Source organism: Chitinophaga flava (assembly GCF_003308995.1).
GTDB lineage: Bacteria > Bacteroidota > Bacteroidia > Chitinophagales > Chitinophagaceae > Chitinophaga > Chitinophaga flava.
In genome coordinates this window covers 1,646,013-1,665,210 of the sequence record NZ_QFFJ01000001.1, presented here as the reverse complement: position 1 = coordinate 1,665,210, position 19,198 = coordinate 1,646,013, and the positions used below count along the sequence as shown (strand labels likewise).

Below are 19,198 nucleotides of genomic sequence, written 5' to 3'. Positions count from 1 at the left end.
CCCGATTGAACAAGCAGCTATCAGTCAACCCGCCTGTTTACTGCCATTGCAGCATACCATGGTTATACTTCAACGGTTTGACTATGTGCAGAGGAAATCTCTAGAAATAATGGAGCATGAAGGCCTTAACAGGTCTGCCTGTTAACGCCTTGTGCTTTCGATTGGTACAATGAAGAACTGAATGTCAAAAGCCTTTTATGAAAAGAGCATTTTACTTTTTGGCTGTTGCCTGCGGGATATTATTGTCCCCGCAACTTTATGCGCAGCAACCTGCTGATTCTGTTTTAACCAGCGCCACGCTACAGGATTGCATCCGGTATGCGCTGTCGCATCAGCCGGTGTTAAGACAGTCCAGGATCGATGAAGCTATCACCGACAGGACCGTCAAAAGCAAGCTGGCAGACTGGTATCCGCAGGTGAACCTGGACTACAATATCCAGCATTATCTGGAACTGCCAACTTCCATTTTTGGTGGCAACCCTACCAAAGTAGGTGTAGCCAACACTTCTACCGCACAGTTCGGGCTTAATCAAAACATCTTTACCCGCGATCTGCTGCTGGCATCAAATACGGCAAAGGATGTACGAAAACAGAGCCAGCAAAACACTGTCCGCAATCAGATTGATGTGGTGGCTAGTGTAAGCAAAGCTTATTACGATATCCTGCTGACTAACCAGCAGATTCGTGTACTGGACGAAGATATCCTGCGTCTGGAGCGCAGCCTGAAAGATGCCCGCAATCAGTATGAAAGTGGTACTGTTGATAAGATCGACTTCAAGCGTGCCACTATCTCACTCAACAATGCCCGTGCACAGCAGAAATCCGCCCGTGAACTGCTCACCGCCAAACAGGTATACCTGAAACAGTTGATGGGTTATCCTGACAATGCCGGCGCTGTGCCGCTGGTATATGATACTGCACAAATGGTACAGCAGGTGGCAGGTGAAGATACCACACTCACGGCCAACTATCAGAACAGGATAGAATATCAACAGCTGCAAACACAACAGAGCCTGCAGAAAGCCAATCTGCAATACAACAAATGGAGCTTTCTGCCTTCGTTGTCTGCTTTTGTCAACTACAGTTTTGCCTGGCAAAACCAGAGCTTCAGCAAGTTATACAGCACCGACTATCCCAACTCTCTGCTGGGACTTAAACTGTCATTGCCCATCTTCCAGGGTGGCAAACGCATACACAATATAAAAATGGCCGAACTACAACTGCAACGCACAGACTGGGATTTTACTACACTGAAAAACCAGATCAATACGCAGTATGCGCAGGCGCTGGCCACCTATAAAAGTAACCTGAACGATTTCATGACCCTGAAAGAAAATATGGCCATGGCACAGGATGTCTACAATATGCTGCAACTGCAATATAAAGAAGGCATCAAGACCTACCTGGACGTGCTGATTTCAGAAACAGACCTGCGCACCGCGCAGCTGAGTTATTACAACGCTATGTACCAGGTGCTGTCGAGCAAGATAGACCTGCAAAAAGCATTAGGAACCTTAACAGCTAATTATTAAATGGTAACCGGATCGGATATGAAAAAAATGAACCACTTTGTCTTAATCAGCGCTGCCGGCCTGCTGGGTTTTACTGCCTGCAAAGGGCCTGCCCAGAAAGGAGCGCCAGCCATGCCCCCTACGCCGGTAAACATTACGGAGGTATCTGTGGCACCGGCCGTTTATTACGACAAATTTCCCGCTACTGTAACAGCACTGAACAATGTGGAGCTGCGCTCCCAGGTGGCTGGTTTTATCACCGGTATTTTCTTTAAGGAAGGGGAAATCGTGCAGCAGGGAAAACCCCTGTATGAAATAGACCGCCGTAAATACCAGGCAGCCTATCTCCAGGCGGAAGCCAATGTGGCCAGTGCCAAAGCTAATTATAACAGGGCCAAAAAAGATGATGAACGCTACAAACGTCTGGCAGAACAGGATGCAGTAGCCCGTCAGATACTGGACAATGCAGAAGCTGCCCTGGAAACTACCCGCAGCGCACTCGCAGCAGCAGAAGCCAACCTGGCCGCTGTACGTACAGACCTGGACTACTCCGTGATCAAAGCGCCGTTTACCGGCCGTATCGGTATCTCACAGGTGAGGTTGGGCGCACAGGTAAGCCCCGGTACTACACTGCTGAACACCATCTCCAGTGAGAACCCTATCGCGGTGGACTTTGTGGTCAATGAAACAGATCTTTCCCGTTTTGCTGCGATGCAGGGAAAAAATATCAATGCTGGTGATTCCACTTTCCGCCTGCAACTGTCTGATGGTACCATGTACAATCATGGCGGCCGCATACTGGCTGTGGATCGCGGTGTAGATAACCAGACTGCTACCGTAAAGGTGAGGATAGAATTCAATAACCCTGACAGCCAGCTGAAAGATGGTATGAGCAGCGTATTACAGGTGCTCAACGAACAATCCGGTGACCGACTGATACTGCCTTATAAAGCTGTAACAGAGCAGATGGGAGAGTACTTCGTATTTGTGGCGAAAGACACCGTAGCAGCCCAGCAGAAAGTACACCTGGGACCAAAGATCGGCGACAGAATCGTGATCATGGATGGTATCCAGGCAGGCGATAAAGTGATTGTGGAAGGCTTCCAGCGTTTACGCGATGGCGGCAAGATACAGATAGGAATACCGGCACCACCACAGGGCGCTCCGGCGAAGAATTAGTTTATTAGTAGAATCAACAGCAGAAACTCATGATTGCAGATACTTTTATTAAAAGGCCCGTTACCGCAATAGTCATTTCTATTGTACTGGTGCTGGTGGGGATACTGGCGATGATGAACCTGCCCATTGGGCAGTACCCCGAAATCTCGCCCCCCACGGTACAGGTAACCGGCAACTACACCGGTGCGGATGCACAAACGGTGGAGCAAACCGTGGCCACGCCCGTGGAAGTACAGGTAAATGGTACGCCCGGCATGACCTACATCTCCACCAACAATACAAGTAGCGGGCAAATGAGTATGACGGTCAACTTTGAAGTAGGTACCGATATCAATATTGCCGCACTGGACGTGCAGAACCGTGTAGGTATTGCACAACCAACTTTGCCTCAGGAAGTACAGCGTTTAGGCTTAACCGTTAGAAAACGTAATCCCAGTATCCTGATGCTGGTAGCCCTGTACTCACCCAAAGGCACACACGATATTACCTTCCTCGATAACTATACCAACGTATATGTAAAGGATGCATTGCTTCGTGCCAAAGGTGTAGGTGATATCTTCACCCGTGCAGATGACTTCAGTATGCGTATCTGGCTGAAGCCCGACAAGCTGGCGCAGATGGGCGTTACCGCCGAAGATATCCGAGCAGCCCTGGCCGAACAGAACGCGCAGATCACCGCCGGTTCCGTAGGTGCGCCACCACAGCAAACCGGTCAGACATTTGAATACAACATCTTCACCAAAGGGCGTCTGAGTACACCGGAAGAGTTTGGCAATATCATCATTAAAACACGCCCCAACGACGGATCACTGGTATATCTCAAAGACGTAGCCCGTATTCAGCTGGGTAAATTCAACTATGCCGGTAACAACTTCGTAGACGGCAAACGTGCTGCCTACCTGCTTGTATACCAGGCTCCCGGCAGTAACGCGCTGGAAACAGCTGCCAACGTTACTGAAGCGATGGAGCGTTTGAAAAAGCAGTTCCCTAACGATGTGGACTATGTAGTGCCTTTCGAATCTGTGTCTGTGGTAAAAGTGTCTATCGAAGAAGTGTTGCACACACTGGTGGAAGCGCTTATACTGGTGGTAATAGTGGTGTTCCTCTTCCTGCAGAGCTGGAGGGCTACCATCATCCCCATCCTCGCTATTCCGGTGTCTATCATCGCTACTTTCATCTTCTTCATACCATTAGGCTTTACCATCAATACGCTGACACTGTTTGGTTTCGTACTGGCGATCGGTATTGTGGTGGACGATGCCATTGTGGTGGTGGAAGCGGTACAACATAACATCGACCATGAGAAGATGTCTCCCAAAGAAGCTACCATACAGGCGATGAAAGAGATCTCCGGCCCGGTAATAGCCATTGCGCTTATTCTCGCTGCAGTGTTTGTGCCGGTAGGATTTATTCCTGGTATCGTAGGCCGCTTGTATCAGCAGTTTGCCATCACTATCGCCATCTCCGTACTGATATCCGCCTTTGTGGCGCTGTCACTCACGCCGGCCCTGTGTATGCTGCTGCTGAAGCCCATGCATCTTGATAAGGACTCCAAAGGACTTAACAAGTTCTTCTATAAGTTTAACCGTTGGTTTGGTCATACCACTTCCCGTTATTCTATGGGAGTGAAAAAAAGCATTCGCTGGTCACGTTATGCAGTTGTCTTGCTACTGTGTATTTTCGTAGGTACGGTCATGTTATTCAAGGCCAAGCCCAGTGGCTTTATTCCTACAGAAGATGAGGGCCGTCTGATCATTACCTTTGACCTGCCGGAATCTTCTTCCACAGAGCGTACTGTGAGTGTGATGAGTCAGATGATGAAAGACCTTGACAGTATGCCTGGTATCAACCACTATGCTGCACTCGGAGGTCTGAACGCGGTGAACTTCTCTACCAAATCCAACAGTGGTACGATCTTTTGTTCACTGAAACCATGGAGCGAGCGTAAAGCAGAATCGCTTCAGATATTTGGCATGGTGGCTGCCGTGCAGAAAAAACTCAGCAAATATAAGGAAGCCAATGTGGTGGTGATTCCACCGCCGGCTATCCCTGGTCTGGGTCAGACTGCCGGTTTCTCGTTTGTATTACAGCAGAAGGCAAGCGGTGATATCAAGGCTTTTGAGGGGGTATTACGGAACTTCCTCGATACCGTCAACAAGCGGCCGGAGATAGCCAGGGCCTTCTCCTTCTTTACTGCCCGTACGCCAGGTTATCAACTGGACATCGATCGTGAGAAAGCTAAAAAAATGGGCGTGAAGATTTCAGATATCGCCACCGCTCTGCAAACCTATATGGGTAGTGCCTACATCAACGACTTCACGGTGTACGGACGTAACTTCCGTGTAGTAACACAGGCCGATTCCACCTATCGTGGAGATATCAAAAACCTGAGCCAGTTTTTTGTACGCAACAGCGCCGGAAACATGGTACCGCTGAGTGCACTCACATCCTATAAGGTGATTGAAAATGCACCGGTGATATCCCACTACAACCTGTTCCGTTCTGCGGAAATCAATGGTAACCCGGCGCCGGGCTACAGTAGCGGTGATGCGATCAAAGCACTGAAGGAAGTAGCGGAGATACTGCCGGATGGCTATGGGTATGAGTTCTCAGGCCTTAGCCGTGAGGAGATATTATCCGGTTCCAAAACCGTATATATCTTCGCGTTATCCATCATCTTTGTGTTCCTGTTCCTGGCAGCACTGTATGAAAGCTGGTCGGTACCGTTCTCCGTACTGCTGGCCGTGCCTATCGGCGCTTTCGGTGCGATCACCGTACTAACGTTCCTGCCTAAACTGAGTAACAACGTATATGCGCAGATTGGTTTGATTACCCTCATCGGTCTGTCAGCCAAAAACGCCATCCTGATCGTTGAGTTTGCAAAAGAGCGTGTAGACAGGGGCATGGATCTGGTAACCGCCGCTGTAGAGGCAGCCAAACTGCGTCTGCGTCCAATCGTGATGACCTCTCTGGCTTTCCTCCTCGGTATCATGCCGCTGGTACTATCCTCCGGAGCCGGCGCAGAAGCCCGTAAAACAATGGGCTGGACAGTACTCGGAGGGATGTTTACCGCTACATTCCTGGCCATCTTTATCGTGCCGGTATTGTATGTGGTGATCACCCGACTGGCTTATGGTAAAGAGAAACTGAGGAAGATGAAAGAGAATTATCAGTCAGTGCCAGAACACGACATACAACTGTGATGAGTGTGATACTACTGATGTTCCTGATGAGTGGAGATCAGTGCGGAAATTGAATAAGATTGAGTTGTTTTTTTGAATAAACGAAGAGCCCGTTGATAATTTGATCAACGGGCTCTTCTGATTTTATTATTCGCTTTTATCTTCGTTTATCAGGAATATCAGCGCCATCATACTCATCACGGTTCATTTTTTGTTGTAGCCTCCACTCTGTATAACCTACCATATACATCACACCAATGATCACGGAACCTACGGTAATGTACCAGAACCAGTCTGTCTGGCCTTCGAAAAACAGGGCACAGGCAAAGCCGGTGGGTATAAGGATAGCGCCGATGCGCCTGGAAATATAAGCTGCATCCTGGTTGGCCTCATGCCACATCTCCGGGCTTTGGGTAGAGAGGAAGCTTCGGTAACCATACCATGTTTGGGTACTCTTAGGAGGATAACGCCGGATAAAATACCCCATAAAGAAGAATAGTATCCCAGCGAAAATAGCCGCATTACAGTAGGTGGAATGCAAGAAATTCATGAACATGGGAAGGGGTTTGGTTACTATAAGGTACGAAAAAAAATGTTGTAATGTAAATGATAAGCAGTCTGTTCCGGTGGGGCTTAAATGTAAAAAAGCTCCTGATATGTCAGGAGCTTTTTTTATATACTACTAAAATATGTTTTTATTGTTTGGTAGAATCTGCCGGTTGTTTCTTTTTGCCGAACAGGCCGTTGAGTGTGTTTTTCACAGATTCGCCGGCTTGTTTGCCTACATTTTCCAGCGGTTTGCCACCAGAAGGTTGGGTAGAATCTTTTTTGCCACTCAATTGGTTTTTAAGCTCGTTTTTAAGGGCGTTCACCGCATTGTTCTTGATCTGGTTCACAGAGTCACGTACAACGCTTTTAACGGTGTCTATTTTGTTTTTAACGAGTTCGGTAGCCTGGTTCTTCAGGTTGTTGGCACTTTCCTTCAGGTCTGTTTTAAGAGAAGGCTTTCCGATATTGCCACCCATGAGCACCTGCAGGTGTACGCTGTCGCCCAGGTTTACGGGGATGCCTCTGCTTTGGGCCTGAGAGGCGAGGTTGTTGACGAGGGTGTTACCGGCGGAACCCATCAGGCTGCGGGGCAGCGCCAGTTGCAGGGTGTAGTCCAGTGACTGGTCGAAGCCGTGTGAACCGGCGATGTTCATGTTGATACCATTTACGGACACTTTGAACGGATTCACTTTTACGCGGCCGTTTTCAAAAGCGAAATAGTTTTTGATATCACGCAGGGATACATCTTTCAGCTGTGAGATATTGAGTGTGCTGGCCAGCTGGTCTACCGGAGCGAACTGTTTGAGGAAGCCCTGGATAAGCAGGAGGTTACCATCACCGGTGAGGGTGCTGAGATCGGGGCTCATGTCTTTGCCCAGTTTGCCATGCATCTTCAGCTGGGAGGTGATTTTGCCGGAGAGGAATTTACCGATAGGCATCAGTTTCTGTACGGTGTTAAAAGTATAGAAGGTCTGTTGCACATCGAGGTTTTGTACATCGTAGGCGATGTTGATATCCGGATTGTTTTTGCTGTTTTTAGTGCTGTAGCTGCCGTTGATTTCCATAGTACCCTGGAGGGCGTTGGCTTTCAGCTGCTGCATGGTTACTGTTTCATCTTTTACAAGCAGGGTACCGGTTACGTTGTTAAGTTCTGCTTTATCGTACAGTACTTTACCTACGGCTGTCTGCAGGCTGATGTTCAGGTTGGCTGGCACAGCAAAGGGGACCATGGCTGCAGAATCCACTTTGGCCGGAGCGGCTTTGCCGTCGCTGGCAGCGGTGCTGGTGGTGCCCATGAATTTATTCACATTCACCTGGTCGGCTTTGAAGTTCAGTTTACCATCCAGTGGTGCATTTTTAAACATATAGGCGAGCAGGTTATTGACTTCACCGTTGGCTTCGAAGTTGGAGCCAAGGTATTGCCCGCTGAGGTCTTTTACGGTAACGTTTTTAGGATTGAACTGGAGGAACAGGTTTTTTACGTTGACACCGTCGGGGTAGTCTTTGCTTTTATACAGCATATTGCTGAGTTGCAGGGTACCGGCGGCATAGAAGCGATCGTATTGTTGTTTTTCGATAGCGCTCATATTGCCTTTGGCGGAGATGTCGGCATCGAGAAGGCCGCTGAGGGCGGTACCTGTTTCCAGTTTTACGAACTGGGTGATCTTGGAGAGATCTATCTTACCTTTTGCGGCTCCGTCGAGGTACATATCGGATACCGGTGTTTTTACGAGCAGACGCAGGTCGAGAGGAGTATTATCCATTTCGAGGTGGCCGGTAGGCATGTCTACTATAGTATGATCAGGCACGCCGTCGGGATTGGTAACCTTCATGGCTATCTGAATATTTTTTACCGGCTTAGGCAGGTCGGGATACTGGAAGAAACCGTCTTTTATGCCCAGGTCGAGGCCGAAGGCCGGCATCTGTGAAGGAGAGTAGTTGCCTTTCACATAACCTCCGAAAGAGGCGGTGCCGCTGGTTTTGATCTTATCAAAGTCAGCTTTGTAGATAACTGGTATCAGTGACAGCAGGTCTTTGAATTGGGTGGAAGGTGCTTTAAAGCTGAGGTCCATGCCATAGGTGGAATCGTTCACCAGTTTAAAGAAGCCCTGCATGGCTATCTGAAGGTTGTTGAGGGCAGCCTTACCTTCTTTCAGTGTATACGTGCTGGTGGTATTGTCTATCTGGAGGTTGGCGTCCAGTTTGGTTTTTACGCTGGAGAGATAAGGGACCAGTCCATAGCGGAAGGAGATACCTTCTGCGGTGGTGCTGGTTTCCAGGGTAAATTTATCCTGGGTGAAATCACCTTTACCCTGGTGGGTCAGTCCATCGATGATCAGCCGCATGTTACCCTGTTGGTCATCATAGCTGATCCAGGCATCTTCGATTTTATATTGCTGCAGGCCGAGGGCGAAGCTGGTTTTACCGGTATCTGCAGGAGAGGCCTTGGCAGTATCAGGTTTGGTAATGTTCCAGTTAGCCGCGCCGTTGTTATGTACGATAGCGTTTATCTTTGGCTGTATAAGGGCTACATTGTAGATGTCCATTTTGTCCCCTTTGATAACGCTCATCAGGTTGAGGGCTACATCGATCTGTTTTACTTTCAACAGAGTATCACCTTCAAATTCTCCTGTGCCGGTCACCTTCAGGTCTTCGAGACCTACGGCCAGTCGTGGGAAATGCCGGAACAGACTGATGTCCACATCTTTAAAGTCTACTTTGGCAGTAAGACGTTTGTTGAGTTCTGTTTTTACTTTGGCCATGATCTTGTCCTTAAAAAAATAAGGAATGGCGATGGCTGCCAGGACCAGCACCACTATTATACCCGCTACAACTTTCAGGATTTTCTTGAGCATAGGTTGTCGTTTGATTTATGGGTGTGAAGGTAATTTTTTCCTTTAAAGGTGCAAAGGGGGCGCAGGGAGTCTTTTGTTGTGCAAGGTGCCCATTGTGCTGAGATATGGGCTGTATTGGCTTGTTATTCAGTGTGATGGGGTCTTTTGAGACCAGCAGGGAGCTCAATTTCATTTTTGTTATTTTTGCAGGATTCGGAAAAAATATAAACGTATGACACCAGAAAGAAGAGAGCGGTTAATCTCCACCCTGAACAATCGACAGGCCAATTTAACCGTCGTATTGGAAGATGTGCAGGACCCGCATAATGCTTCGGCCGTATTACGTACCTGCGATGCGGTAGGTATTCAGGATGTTTATATCATCAATACACTGGAGCCACGGCGCAAGAAATGGGGCCACAGGAGCAGCAGTAGTGCCGCCCGCTGGCTTACCACCCACCAGTTTGACAATGCAGCGGATTGTTTTGCCGAGTTGCGCGCCAAATACGATAAGATATTGACCACCCATCTGTCCAGCGATGCGGTGAGCTTATATGATATCGACTTCTCCGGTTCTGTGGCATTGGTATTTGGTAATGAACAAATGGGTGTTAGCCAGAAGGTAAGGGATATGGCTGATGGTAACTTTATCATCCCACAGATGGGCATCATCAAATCACTCAATATCTCTGTAGCCTGCGCGGTCAGCATTTATGAAGCCATGCGGCAGAAAAAGCTGGCGGGTCATTATGATAAACCCGGACTGCCACCGGAACAGTATAATACGCTGTTGACAGAATGGGGATATAAAGAAGAACTGGACGGAGAGTTATGATAACCACATAAAAAAGCATCCCGGTCAACTGACCGGGATGCTTTTTTATGTGATGGTTTTAGTTCTCAATAACTATTAAGGCATTGATATAGGAGAAGTCTCCATTGGTGGTTAGCGTCGGAGAATTTACAGAGAGTTTGATAACACCATTGGCATCCGGTGCTACGTTGTTGACAACCGTTTCCTGGGAAGTATTGTCTTTTATGTCCTGTAAAATTTCATTACCACCATTGACACGCCATGCGCTATACCTTGAAAGGCCTGGATTGCCGCCGTTGCTTCTTGCACCAATTAACCGGATGGTATAGGTTTTCGCAGGATTGAGCCCTTTGATATGCAGGTTGTCCATGCCAGTAGCGTATTTCAGGCTGTAGTTGAACCAGTGGCTTTTCAGAACGATATCAGGCACAATGCCGCTGTTATTGCCGGTGGTGACACCTGATGTGTCGGCAGCCTGGCTGCCGGCGAAAGGTGACCAGTATAATTTGGTGTCTGACACGTTATCCACTATCCAGTTGGTTATAGGATCTGTCATGGTGATACGCTGATTGATAGTAGTGTTATACATGTTGAGCCATCCAGGAATAGGAGTGACCTGATTTTTACTAAAGTGTACCCGCATAGTTTTTTTACCGTTGTTGTCCGGGAATACTTTAACAGAAGATTGTGCTGTCAGCACTTCACCACTGGTGGTTGTTCCGGATATTTTAAATACAAAGGTTCCATTGGTGAGGCCGGAGATACTGGCTGTTGCCGTGCTACCATTGCCGATTACGACAGTGTTGGGCCCGGAAACCTGGCTCCATTGATAGGATGTTATACTGGCGCCGTTAACGGGTATGGAAGTCAGTTGCAGGGTACTGAGCGTGGTGGTGGTATCGTTGAGCTTCAGTTGGGGTACTACTGGCAGGGTGCCCATTACACCGATATCCACAACGCTGACATGTGCAAAAGTGCTGGAAGGCCCTACACGCAGGATGATGTCCACGGAATCACGTCCGGTGACATTGCTGAAGGTAATAGCCCGGTTGTAGTCGGGTGTACCGTTGGTAGCATAACGGTCATCCACGGATTGTGCATCTGTCCAGCTTTCCTCTCCCAGTTTGGCTTGCAATACACGCGGAGTGTTGGTGTCATCCAATCTGGCACCCCACAGTTTGATATAATACTTATTGGCTTTCGCGAGTCCTTTTATGCGCAGCGTGATACCATTGGGATTGATGGAAGTATGCAGAAACATGTTATCATAAACAGCTTCATAGGGATAGTCACCAGCCGGTACTTTAAATCCATTGTAGTTGATGGCTTTGGTGTCGGATGAACCAAAAGTACCTTGTGGTGATCCAAGTAACTGTATGCTCATGTTAGTGATGGCATTGGTGGTGGTTTTCAGTTGAGTGATCGCTGCGTTATCAGCAAATCCTGTCACTCCTCCGATACCAAACCAGTTGTTCCAGTATTTCCCGGAACCATCGGGCGATGGTGTGGGTTTCCCATCGGGCAAATTGGAACCATTCAGTGTGTTAATGTTGTCGCCGCCCAGGTCTACCAGGAGCCGGTAATTAAAGTCATCTACGCCGGGGTTGGTAGGTGTGGTCTTTGCTTCCAGCGTTGCGATATTGGAATAAGGTGTGACGGTGCCGTCTTTCAATTCGGCTTTCACCCTGAAATATTGTTTGGCCTGATTGAACCGGGGATAGGTACGTTTTACAATATTTTGGTCCTGCTCTACGGCGAACTGCGCCCAGTTGGTTTTGTCCAGGGATGAATCGATTACATACCGTTTTACTCCTTTGATAGATTGGAAGTAATCCATCCAGGCGTCAAAGAGGTTGTTGGCAATAAACTGGTTGCCGGTACTGTTAAGATGGACCCCATCTCCGTTATCATATTGGGGCAGTATGTTGCCAGGAACAGCGGGATCGACCACGTCCTTATATCCTTCTACATAACGTTTGGGCCATATCGCTCTGATACTATCTCCCAGTTGCCTGAGCATATCTTTTTGCTGGGAGATATAGTTGTTGCGGGGTTGTGTTGTTTCGAAGAAAACAGGAATGCCTTGCTGTTGTGCCAGTTCATCTATTTTTTTCAGGTTGGCAATGCTCTCATTCACGGAAATACCGGAAGCAGGATCATTGGACGGAAGTGACACGAAGATGAAGTCAGGGTTGAGGTTTAAGGCTGCTTCGATATTATGTCCGGTTGCACCACCATTCAAAACAGGCAGTACATCTTTACTGTTATAGCCGGCAATAGCCAGGTTATCCCAGGTAGGATTATTGGTGTTGTTGGTTAACCACAATGATATTTTATCGCCCAGCCGGTCTGGGTTGTTGAGTCCGTAACCCGCTAGGGTAGAGGATCCCAGGGCGGTAATCTTCGGACTTAGATACAGGGTTTTAGCATTAGTGGTCCATCTGATAGTAAAAGTTTTCCCCGTATTTTCGAATGCACCGGTTTGTAGTAGCAGCGGTCCCCTTGAAGCAGGAGTCCCGGGATTGACCTCAGATCCATCCAGTGATAAATCCATTCCTCCCAGTGCTTCTATGTAAATGTGATCATTCTGTTGCAAGGCAGGATAAAAAACGATGCTGCCATTGTTATCATCTATTTTCACACCATTGGGATTAGTTCGGTATTGGAGTAATCCATTTCTCAATACTTTGATGGTGTAGCCAGCCAGTGATGAATGCTGGAATACAGTGTCACCGGCAGCCGGATACCCAGGTGTTCCTACCTGGAACTGTACCTGTTTACCCATTTTTCGGAACATCGTAACTCCATCGCCACTGTTGTACAGATATCCGGTTACATCCTTGGTTTTATTTCTCAATACCAGTTCGGCATTGTGAATTTTTACTGAATCTTTTTCTATTCTCAACGGAGGTTGAGCAACAGCAGTCATTCCCAATAACAGGAGCGGGATTAGCAGAACTTGTTTAAACATATGGATGTATTAATAAGTTATCAAGTGTTGAATGGAGTCATAATGCAATAGCCATTTTGTCTAGTGCTTCTATATAAATTTTTTCTGCCTGTATCAAAGCTGGATAAAAAATGATTGTACCGGCAATGCTGTCTATATTTACGCCACGTTGCAGATCTTTTTTCTGCAGCAATCCGCTTCGCCATACTTTAATCGATTTTTTCCTCAGGGCAGGATGACTATAGGCTGTATCACCAGCGACAGGAGATCCCTGCATACCTACAGAAAACTGTATTGCTTTTCCAGGCTGACTGAAACCGGTGACCCCATCTCCGGTATTCAATAAATATCCTTTGATGTTTCTGGTGTTATTACGAATGACCATTGACTGAGTAGTTATTTTTACCGAGTCATTCTTCACCAGCATTTTAGACTGGGCATTGACCTGCTGCAGGGATACCAACAGGAATAATCCCATACTGTAACGTATCATACACTGTTACTTTAGATGAAAAAATATAGGGAAGATGAAGGGGCATAGACATTCATCTTACATTCATTTCTACTAAAAGTTATTGCTGTTCATATATGTTTGGTATAGGGCAAACTGCCAGGGTTAAATTATTGCTACAGGAAATGAAAGTACAAAAGTTTCGCAATGTTGGTTATCTTTTCTGTTGAAAGTGTTGGTGACAAAAGGATAGGCGGAAATAGAAAAGTTGTCTTGTGGTGTCAGTTGCGTTTGTATATTTTTGAAACACTGCTAACATGAAGAATTGATCGTCTTACTATGCATGGATGTGCTATATGATCTGTTCTTAAATAGAGATACTAAGATAGAATGAAAAATAAGATGATAAATATGTTGCCTTTGATTCTGATGGCCTTCCTTGTCTGGTTTAATTTTTTATCCTGTAAGGAAAGTAAAAGGGCAACTATCGAATTTCAATCTCAAGAGATTACGCTAAACGATACATTTGATCGTATTGCTTCAAGGCTTAATCTCGAAGTTGTTCCGGATGAAGATGGTAAGGATACAATGGTGTATATGTGTATGATGTCTCATTCAGCGACAGATGTTAATTATGAATCATGTACCGTGTATTTTAGCTTTGGGAGACAGAGTAGGAAACTTGGAGAAGTAACTATACAATATTTGTTTCAGCAGAAGATTACAGCTTCTCAACTTAAAGCTTTAGCCAAAGAAGTTCCTCTCCTTAAGGAAATGAAGAACGGACATTTGAAAGTAAAGAAGAGTGATGTTATGGGGACTATTACAGCTGATCTTGATAATAAGGCTCCTTATCCTGCTGTTAGTTTGAAAATGTATAAATGAAGTGAATAAAGTTGTTCCTGAAAAAATCGTGTTGGAGTACCGTTGTGTAAATCTATATTTCTTAAAAGAGTGTACTTTAGGGCTATTAATTTTTTAGTTATCCATTCATGCCGGTAGGAAGATAATCTGACGGGTCCCGGAGATAGAGTCTCTAATATTCATAATATGTTATCTACAACTTTAATTGATATTCTTTTCAAGGGAACAATCGATAGGATTGCTCCGGCTTTTATCAATGAATATATAAGCGGATGCAAGGATTGGTGGTGGAATGAGCCGAAAATGGATTCAAAGAAGGAAATCGTCGATGTCGTTGCGGTGTTTGAGAACAATTTATATGTTGATCTGGCCATTAGCACAGATAACTTTTGTATTTTAAATCATTCAGTTCCTCATGTTTTTATAAATTTTACCAGGAAGGAAGATGCAGTTGAATTACTGTTCTTCTTGGATCTGATGAATATAGGGGGAGGAAGTGTCAGAGATAAAATAGATAATATTGAAAAGTGGGTTATTGAGTTTCGAACAAGATACCAATTTGATGAGGTAGTGTGCCAGCTGGATAATGGAGATAAATTGGCTGACAGCAATACTGAATGCCAACAGTCCTGATAAATTTATGTCGAATTAATGTTATTATAATCGGTGCTTTTAATACCTTGGAAGCTAGAGAATTTACCTTGTCCTCGTTGCTGCAACGAGTATTCTTTTCATAAATACAGAGTGTCAGGATGTTATTTAAATGTATGTATAATTTAGAAATTATACCCCATCCTTACCTTGATAGGATCTGTTCTCGGTACATGCTGGTTGTAGAGGAAGTCAAAAAGAACCATCATATTGCCTTTTAACTTACTGTTGATCTTATATTTTTTGCTGATGCCTATCAGGCCGCTGGGCGTCCAGGCCTGGCCTACGCCACCTGTTGCAGCAATACCTTCGGGCTGGTAGTTTTGTTCATAGCCACCATTGAGGAAGAAAGTGCCTTTGAGCTTCCAGTCGATGAAAGAGCGTATGCTGGCTCCCTGACCGCTGAAGTGGATATCATTGAAGCCGGTGCCCATACCCAGTTTATAAGAGGCGCCGATACCTACGCTACCGTTTTTATGAAATTTATAGGCTACCTGTCCGGCGAGGTCGCTGGTGGTGGGGAAGAATTTGGTGCTACGCTGAAACTGTATGTTGCTGCCGAATTCCAGCCGTTGAAGAAAACTTTTTGTTTTCATTTCGTTGGGCTTAAAATTGGGCATATCTGCGGCATTATCGAGATCCGGGAATTTACTTTTCAGCTCATTCATTCTGCTGCGGGCTTCGGCCATCTGCTGTCCTACAGCGGCGCCGGCATTCGGACCGCCACCCAGTCGCTGTTGTATCAGCTGCTCCACCTGGCTGCGTGTTTGCAGGCCTTCCAGGCTTTGTGCGGAGGCGCTGCTGTTCTGCAGGTTAAATAGTCCAGCCAGCTGTGAATGTTTCTGCATGAAATCATTAAAGGCAGGCACCTTTTTAATGATTTCCATGGCTTTCTGTTCTGCTTTCTTTTTGTCTTTGAAGACCTCTTTATATTCTTTCAGCTGTTGTGCGTAGTAGTAGGCTTCCTTGTTCATTTTCTGCAGGTCTTTGGTGAAGCCGGTGTATTGAGACAGCTGTTCTTTCAGTTGTTGTTTTCTTTCGCGGATAAATGCTTTGATGGCTTCTGCTTGTTGCAGTTTATCTTTCAGGGCGTCCATGGATTTGGTGGCGCCGTTGAGTTTATCGGTGATCCCTTTGGATTGTTTGAGCAGGTCTTTGGAGTTTTTGAGGAAGGCGAGAGAGTTCTGTAAACTGTCAAGATAGGGCCCTCCGGGTTGGGATAATGCGGACGGTACTTTGCCCAGTTTGCCTTTCAGCCTGGCCTGCAAATTGCCTAGTGAGTCGATGCTGCGGGTAAAGATATTGCGAGCGGCTACACTGTCTATTTTGGCCAGTTTTTTCTGCATGGTTTGTTCTTCCTTCAGCAGTCGTTTCAGGGCCTTGTCGGTGCGGGTGGTAACTTGTTTATTCAGCTTATCTGCTTTGTTTTTAGCAGTGGAAATAAACTTTTCAGGTACCTGCTGTACTTTGGTCACTACACTGTCTTTTTTAGCAGTAAGGTTCTGCGCAGTTATATTGGAAAACGAGATACAAGACAGTACTATAAGGATATAAAAAAATTTCATATAGGTAAGGGTTACAATTGTCCGGACACACTGCAAAGTAACGTAATAAATCCCAGGAAATCGGCTAGCATTAAAGTTGTGCAATCATTGGCAAATTATGTATTCTCAGCCGGAAAAACAAGCAAAAAAAATCCCCGGCCACCAGGGCCGGGGAAATACTCTATACTTATTAAACCCCTTTTCGTGATTATGCGCTGCAGGTTACACAACCTTCTTCCATGGTGCATACAGCCCCTTCAGGGATGTCTTCCAGGGAAACATCACCGCCTTTGGCGATAATGGGTTGTATCTGCTGGCCGCCCTGTTTTTCAACAGTAAACTGTACGGCTTGTGTAGCTGCCTGGGTACGCAGGTAGTACATACCGGTTTTCAGTCCTTTTTTCCAGGCGTAGAAGTGCATGGAGGTCAGTTTAGCTGCAGTAGGTGTGTCCACAAACAGGTTCAGTGACTGAGACTGACAAATGAACGCACCGCGGTCGGCAGCCATGTCAATGAGACTACGCTGTTTGATTTCCCATACTGTTTTATACAGTTCCTTGATATTGCCAGGGATCTCATTGATGTTCTGGATAGAACCATTGGAGGCAATGATTTTTGTTTTCATATCATTGTCCCAGAGGCCCAGTTCTACCAGGTCTTTCAACAGGTGTTTGTTTACCACTACAAACTCACCACTCAGTACACGACGGGTGTAGATGTTGGAAGTGTAAGGCTCAAAGCACTCGTTGTTACCCAGGATCTGAGAAGTAGAAGCTGTCGGCATAGGAGCCAGCAGCAGGGAGTTGCGGATACCGTCCTTAACAATAGACTTTTTCAGTGCATCCCAGTTCCAGCGTGCAGAAGGTGTTACATCCCACATGTCAAACTGCAGAATACCTTTGGAAGCCGGAGAGCCGGGGAAGGTTTCGTAGTAGCCTTCTTTTTTGGAGAGGTCGTTGGAAGCGGTCAGTGCTGCGAAGTAGATGGTTTCAAATATTTCGCTGTTCAGTTTTTTCGCTTCAGCGCTCTCAAAAGGATAACGCATCAGGATAAACGCGTCGGCGAGACCCTGTACACCCAGGCCGATAGGGCGGTGACGCAGGTTGCTGCGTTCTGCCTCTTCTACCGGGTAGTAGTTATTGTCAATGATTTTGTTCAGGTTCAGGGTAGCCTGGTAAGTTACTTCATATAACTTCTGATGGTCAAACTGTCCGTCGTTGATGAAACGGGGCAGTGCCAGGGAAGCCAGGTTACATACTGCAACTTCGTTGGCATCGGTATACTCGATGATTTCGGTGCAGAGGTTGGAACTCTTGATGGTACCGAGGTTCTGCTGATTGGATTTGCGGTTGGCCGCATCTTTATACAGCAGGTAAGGAGTACCGGTTTCTATCTGTGCGTCGAGGATGGCGAACCACAGGTCCTGTGCTTTCACGGTTTTGCGGGCACGGCCTTCCTTTTCGTATTTTTCATACAGCGCTTCAAATTTTTCGCCCCAGCATTCGTGCAGTCCGGGTGCTTCGTGCGGACAGAAAAGTGACCAGGTGCCGTTGGATTCTACGCGTTGCATGAACAGATCAGGCATCCACAGTGCATAGAAGAGATCGCGTGCGCGCATTTCTTCTTTACCATGGTTTTTACGCAGGTCCAGGAATTCGAAGATATCAGCATGCCATGGTTCCAGATAGATGGCGAAAGCGCCTTTGCGTTTGCCACCACCCTGGTCTACGTAACGTGCGGTGTCGTTGAATACACGGAGCATCGGAATGATACCGTTGGAGGTACCGTTGGTGCCGCTGATATAGGAACCGGTAGCACGGATGTTGTGAATGCTCAGACCAATACCGCCGGCGCTCTGGGAGATTTTGGCGGTTTGTTTCAGTGTATCATAGATACCTTCGATACTGTCGTCCTGCATGGTAAGCAGGAAGCAGGAAGACATCTGTGGTTTTGGTGTGCCTGCATTGAAGAGGGTAGGCGTGGCATGTGTAAACCAGCGCTCACTCATCAGGTTGTATGTTTTGATGGCAGACTCGATGTCTTCTTTGTGGATGCCCACAGATACACGCATGAACATGTGCTGCGGACGTTCTACCACTCTGCCGTCTGTTTTCAGCAGGTAAGAGCGCTCCAGTGTTTTGAAACCGAAGTAGTCGAATGCGAAGTCGCGGTCGTAGATGATGTTGGAATCCAGGATGTCTGCATGCTGTTCAATGATCGCCCAAACCTCGTCAGACAGCAGTGCTGCGTTTTTGCCGGTTTTAGGATCGATGTAGTTGTACAGTTTGCGCATCGTTTTGGAAAACGACTTCTCTGTATTTTTATGCAGATTGCTTACTGCTATGCGGGAAGCCAGCAGGGCATAGTCAGGATGTTTGGTCGTAAGGGAGGCAGCGGTTTCAGCAGCCAGGTTGTCCAGTTCTGAGGTGGTAACGCCATCATATAAACCCTGAATCACTTTCTTGGCTACATCAATAGCGTCTACATATTCCGTATTAAAACCATAGCACAGTTTTTCAATACGGGCGGTGATCTTGTCGAATTTCACCGCTTCTTTTCTTCCATCTCTCTTGATTACGAACATGGGTTTGTGAATTTAAGAGGTTAGATAAATAATTTTTTGATCCCGGATTTTTGATGTTGAGAAAATCCCATCATCAGCAAATCCG

At 46.6% G+C, this 19,198-nt stretch carries 12 protein-coding genes; 6 read left to right on the top strand and 6 right to left on the bottom strand.

Translation table 11 applies throughout. The annotated features are described in order from the left end of the window. The first annotated feature begins 197 nt into the window (after positions 1–197). The 3 genes from DF182_RS06605 to DF182_RS06595 are packed head-to-tail and all read left to right on the top strand — an operon-like array spanning position 198 to position 5,893. Entirely contained in the window at positions 198–1,532 is a 1,335-nt protein-coding gene (locus tag DF182_RS06605) for a TolC family protein (RefSeq protein WP_113614864.1), read from the top strand. An 18-nt stretch (positions 1,533–1,550) separates the two neighbouring features. After that, positions 1,551–2,690 (top strand): efflux RND transporter periplasmic adaptor subunit, encoded by a 1,140-nt coding sequence (locus DF182_RS06600; RefSeq protein ID WP_113616795.1) that lies wholly within the window; start codon positions 1,551–1,553, stop codon positions 2,688–2,690. 29 nt (positions 2,691–2,719) lie between these two features. Beyond that, the gene (locus tag DF182_RS06595; protein ID WP_113614863.1) at positions 2,720–5,893 is read left to right on the top strand and encodes an efflux RND transporter permease subunit; all 3,174 of its coding nucleotides are present in this window, start codon (positions 2,720–2,722) and stop codon (positions 5,891–5,893) included. A gap of 136 nt (positions 5,894–6,029) precedes the next feature. Here DF182_RS06595 and DF182_RS06590 read toward each other — a convergent pair whose 3' ends face one another. Both DF182_RS06590 and DF182_RS06585 read right to left on the bottom strand, forming a co-directional pair. Then, complete coding sequence (locus DF182_RS06590; RefSeq protein WP_113614862.1) at positions 6,030–6,428, bottom strand: SdpI family protein; 399 nt, start codon at positions 6,426–6,428, stop codon at positions 6,030–6,032. A 139-nt stretch (positions 6,429–6,567) separates the two neighbouring features. Continuing rightward, on the bottom strand, positions 6,568–9,276 hold the full coding sequence (locus DF182_RS06585) for an AsmA family protein (protein WP_113614861.1): 2,709 nt from the start codon (positions 9,274–9,276) through the stop codon (positions 6,568–6,570). Positions 9,277–9,487: 211 nt separating this feature from the next. Between DF182_RS06585 and DF182_RS06580 the strand changes: the two genes are divergently transcribed. Next, the gene (locus DF182_RS06580) at positions 9,488–10,090 is read left to right on the top strand and encodes a TrmH family RNA methyltransferase (protein ID WP_113614860.1); all 603 of its coding nucleotides are present in this window, start codon (positions 9,488–9,490) and stop codon (positions 10,088–10,090) included. A gap of 58 nt (positions 10,091–10,148) precedes the next feature. Here the strand turns inward: DF182_RS06580 and DF182_RS06575 are convergent, their stop codons facing one another. Both DF182_RS06575 and DF182_RS06570 read right to left on the bottom strand, forming a co-directional pair. Continuing rightward, positions 10,149–13,040: an SGNH/GDSL hydrolase family protein gene (locus DF182_RS06575; RefSeq protein ID WP_113614859.1), complete on the bottom strand. Its 2,892-nt coding sequence runs from the start codon at positions 13,038–13,040 to the stop codon at positions 10,149–10,151. 37 nt (positions 13,041–13,077) lie between these two features. After that, positions 13,078–13,512: a hypothetical protein gene (locus DF182_RS06570; RefSeq protein WP_113614858.1), complete on the bottom strand. Its 435-nt coding sequence runs from the start codon at positions 13,510–13,512 to the stop codon at positions 13,078–13,080. A 348-nt stretch (positions 13,513–13,860) separates the two neighbouring features. On the opposite strand from DF182_RS06570, the gene DF182_RS06565 reads away from it, so the two are divergent. Further along, the gene (locus tag DF182_RS06565; RefSeq protein ID WP_147243362.1) at positions 13,861–14,355 is read left to right on the top strand and encodes a hypothetical protein; all 495 of its coding nucleotides are present in this window, start codon (positions 13,861–13,863) and stop codon (positions 14,353–14,355) included. 165 nt (positions 14,356–14,520) lie between these two features. Further along, positions 14,521–14,967: a hypothetical protein gene (locus DF182_RS06560; protein WP_113614856.1), complete on the top strand. Its 447-nt coding sequence runs from the start codon at positions 14,521–14,523 to the stop codon at positions 14,965–14,967. Positions 14,968–15,110: 143 nt separating this feature from the next. Here DF182_RS06560 and DF182_RS06555 read toward each other — a convergent pair whose 3' ends face one another. Next, the gene (locus tag DF182_RS06555; RefSeq protein WP_245957383.1) at positions 15,111–16,550 is read right to left on the bottom strand and encodes an apolipoprotein A1/A4/E family protein; all 1,440 of its coding nucleotides are present in this window, start codon (positions 16,548–16,550) and stop codon (positions 15,111–15,113) included. 187 nt (positions 16,551–16,737) lie between these two features. Next, the gene (locus tag DF182_RS06550; protein WP_113614855.1) at positions 16,738–19,113 is read right to left on the bottom strand and encodes a ribonucleoside-diphosphate reductase subunit alpha; all 2,376 of its coding nucleotides are present in this window, start codon (positions 19,111–19,113) and stop codon (positions 16,738–16,740) included. Positions 19,114–19,198: the final 85 nt, after the last annotated feature.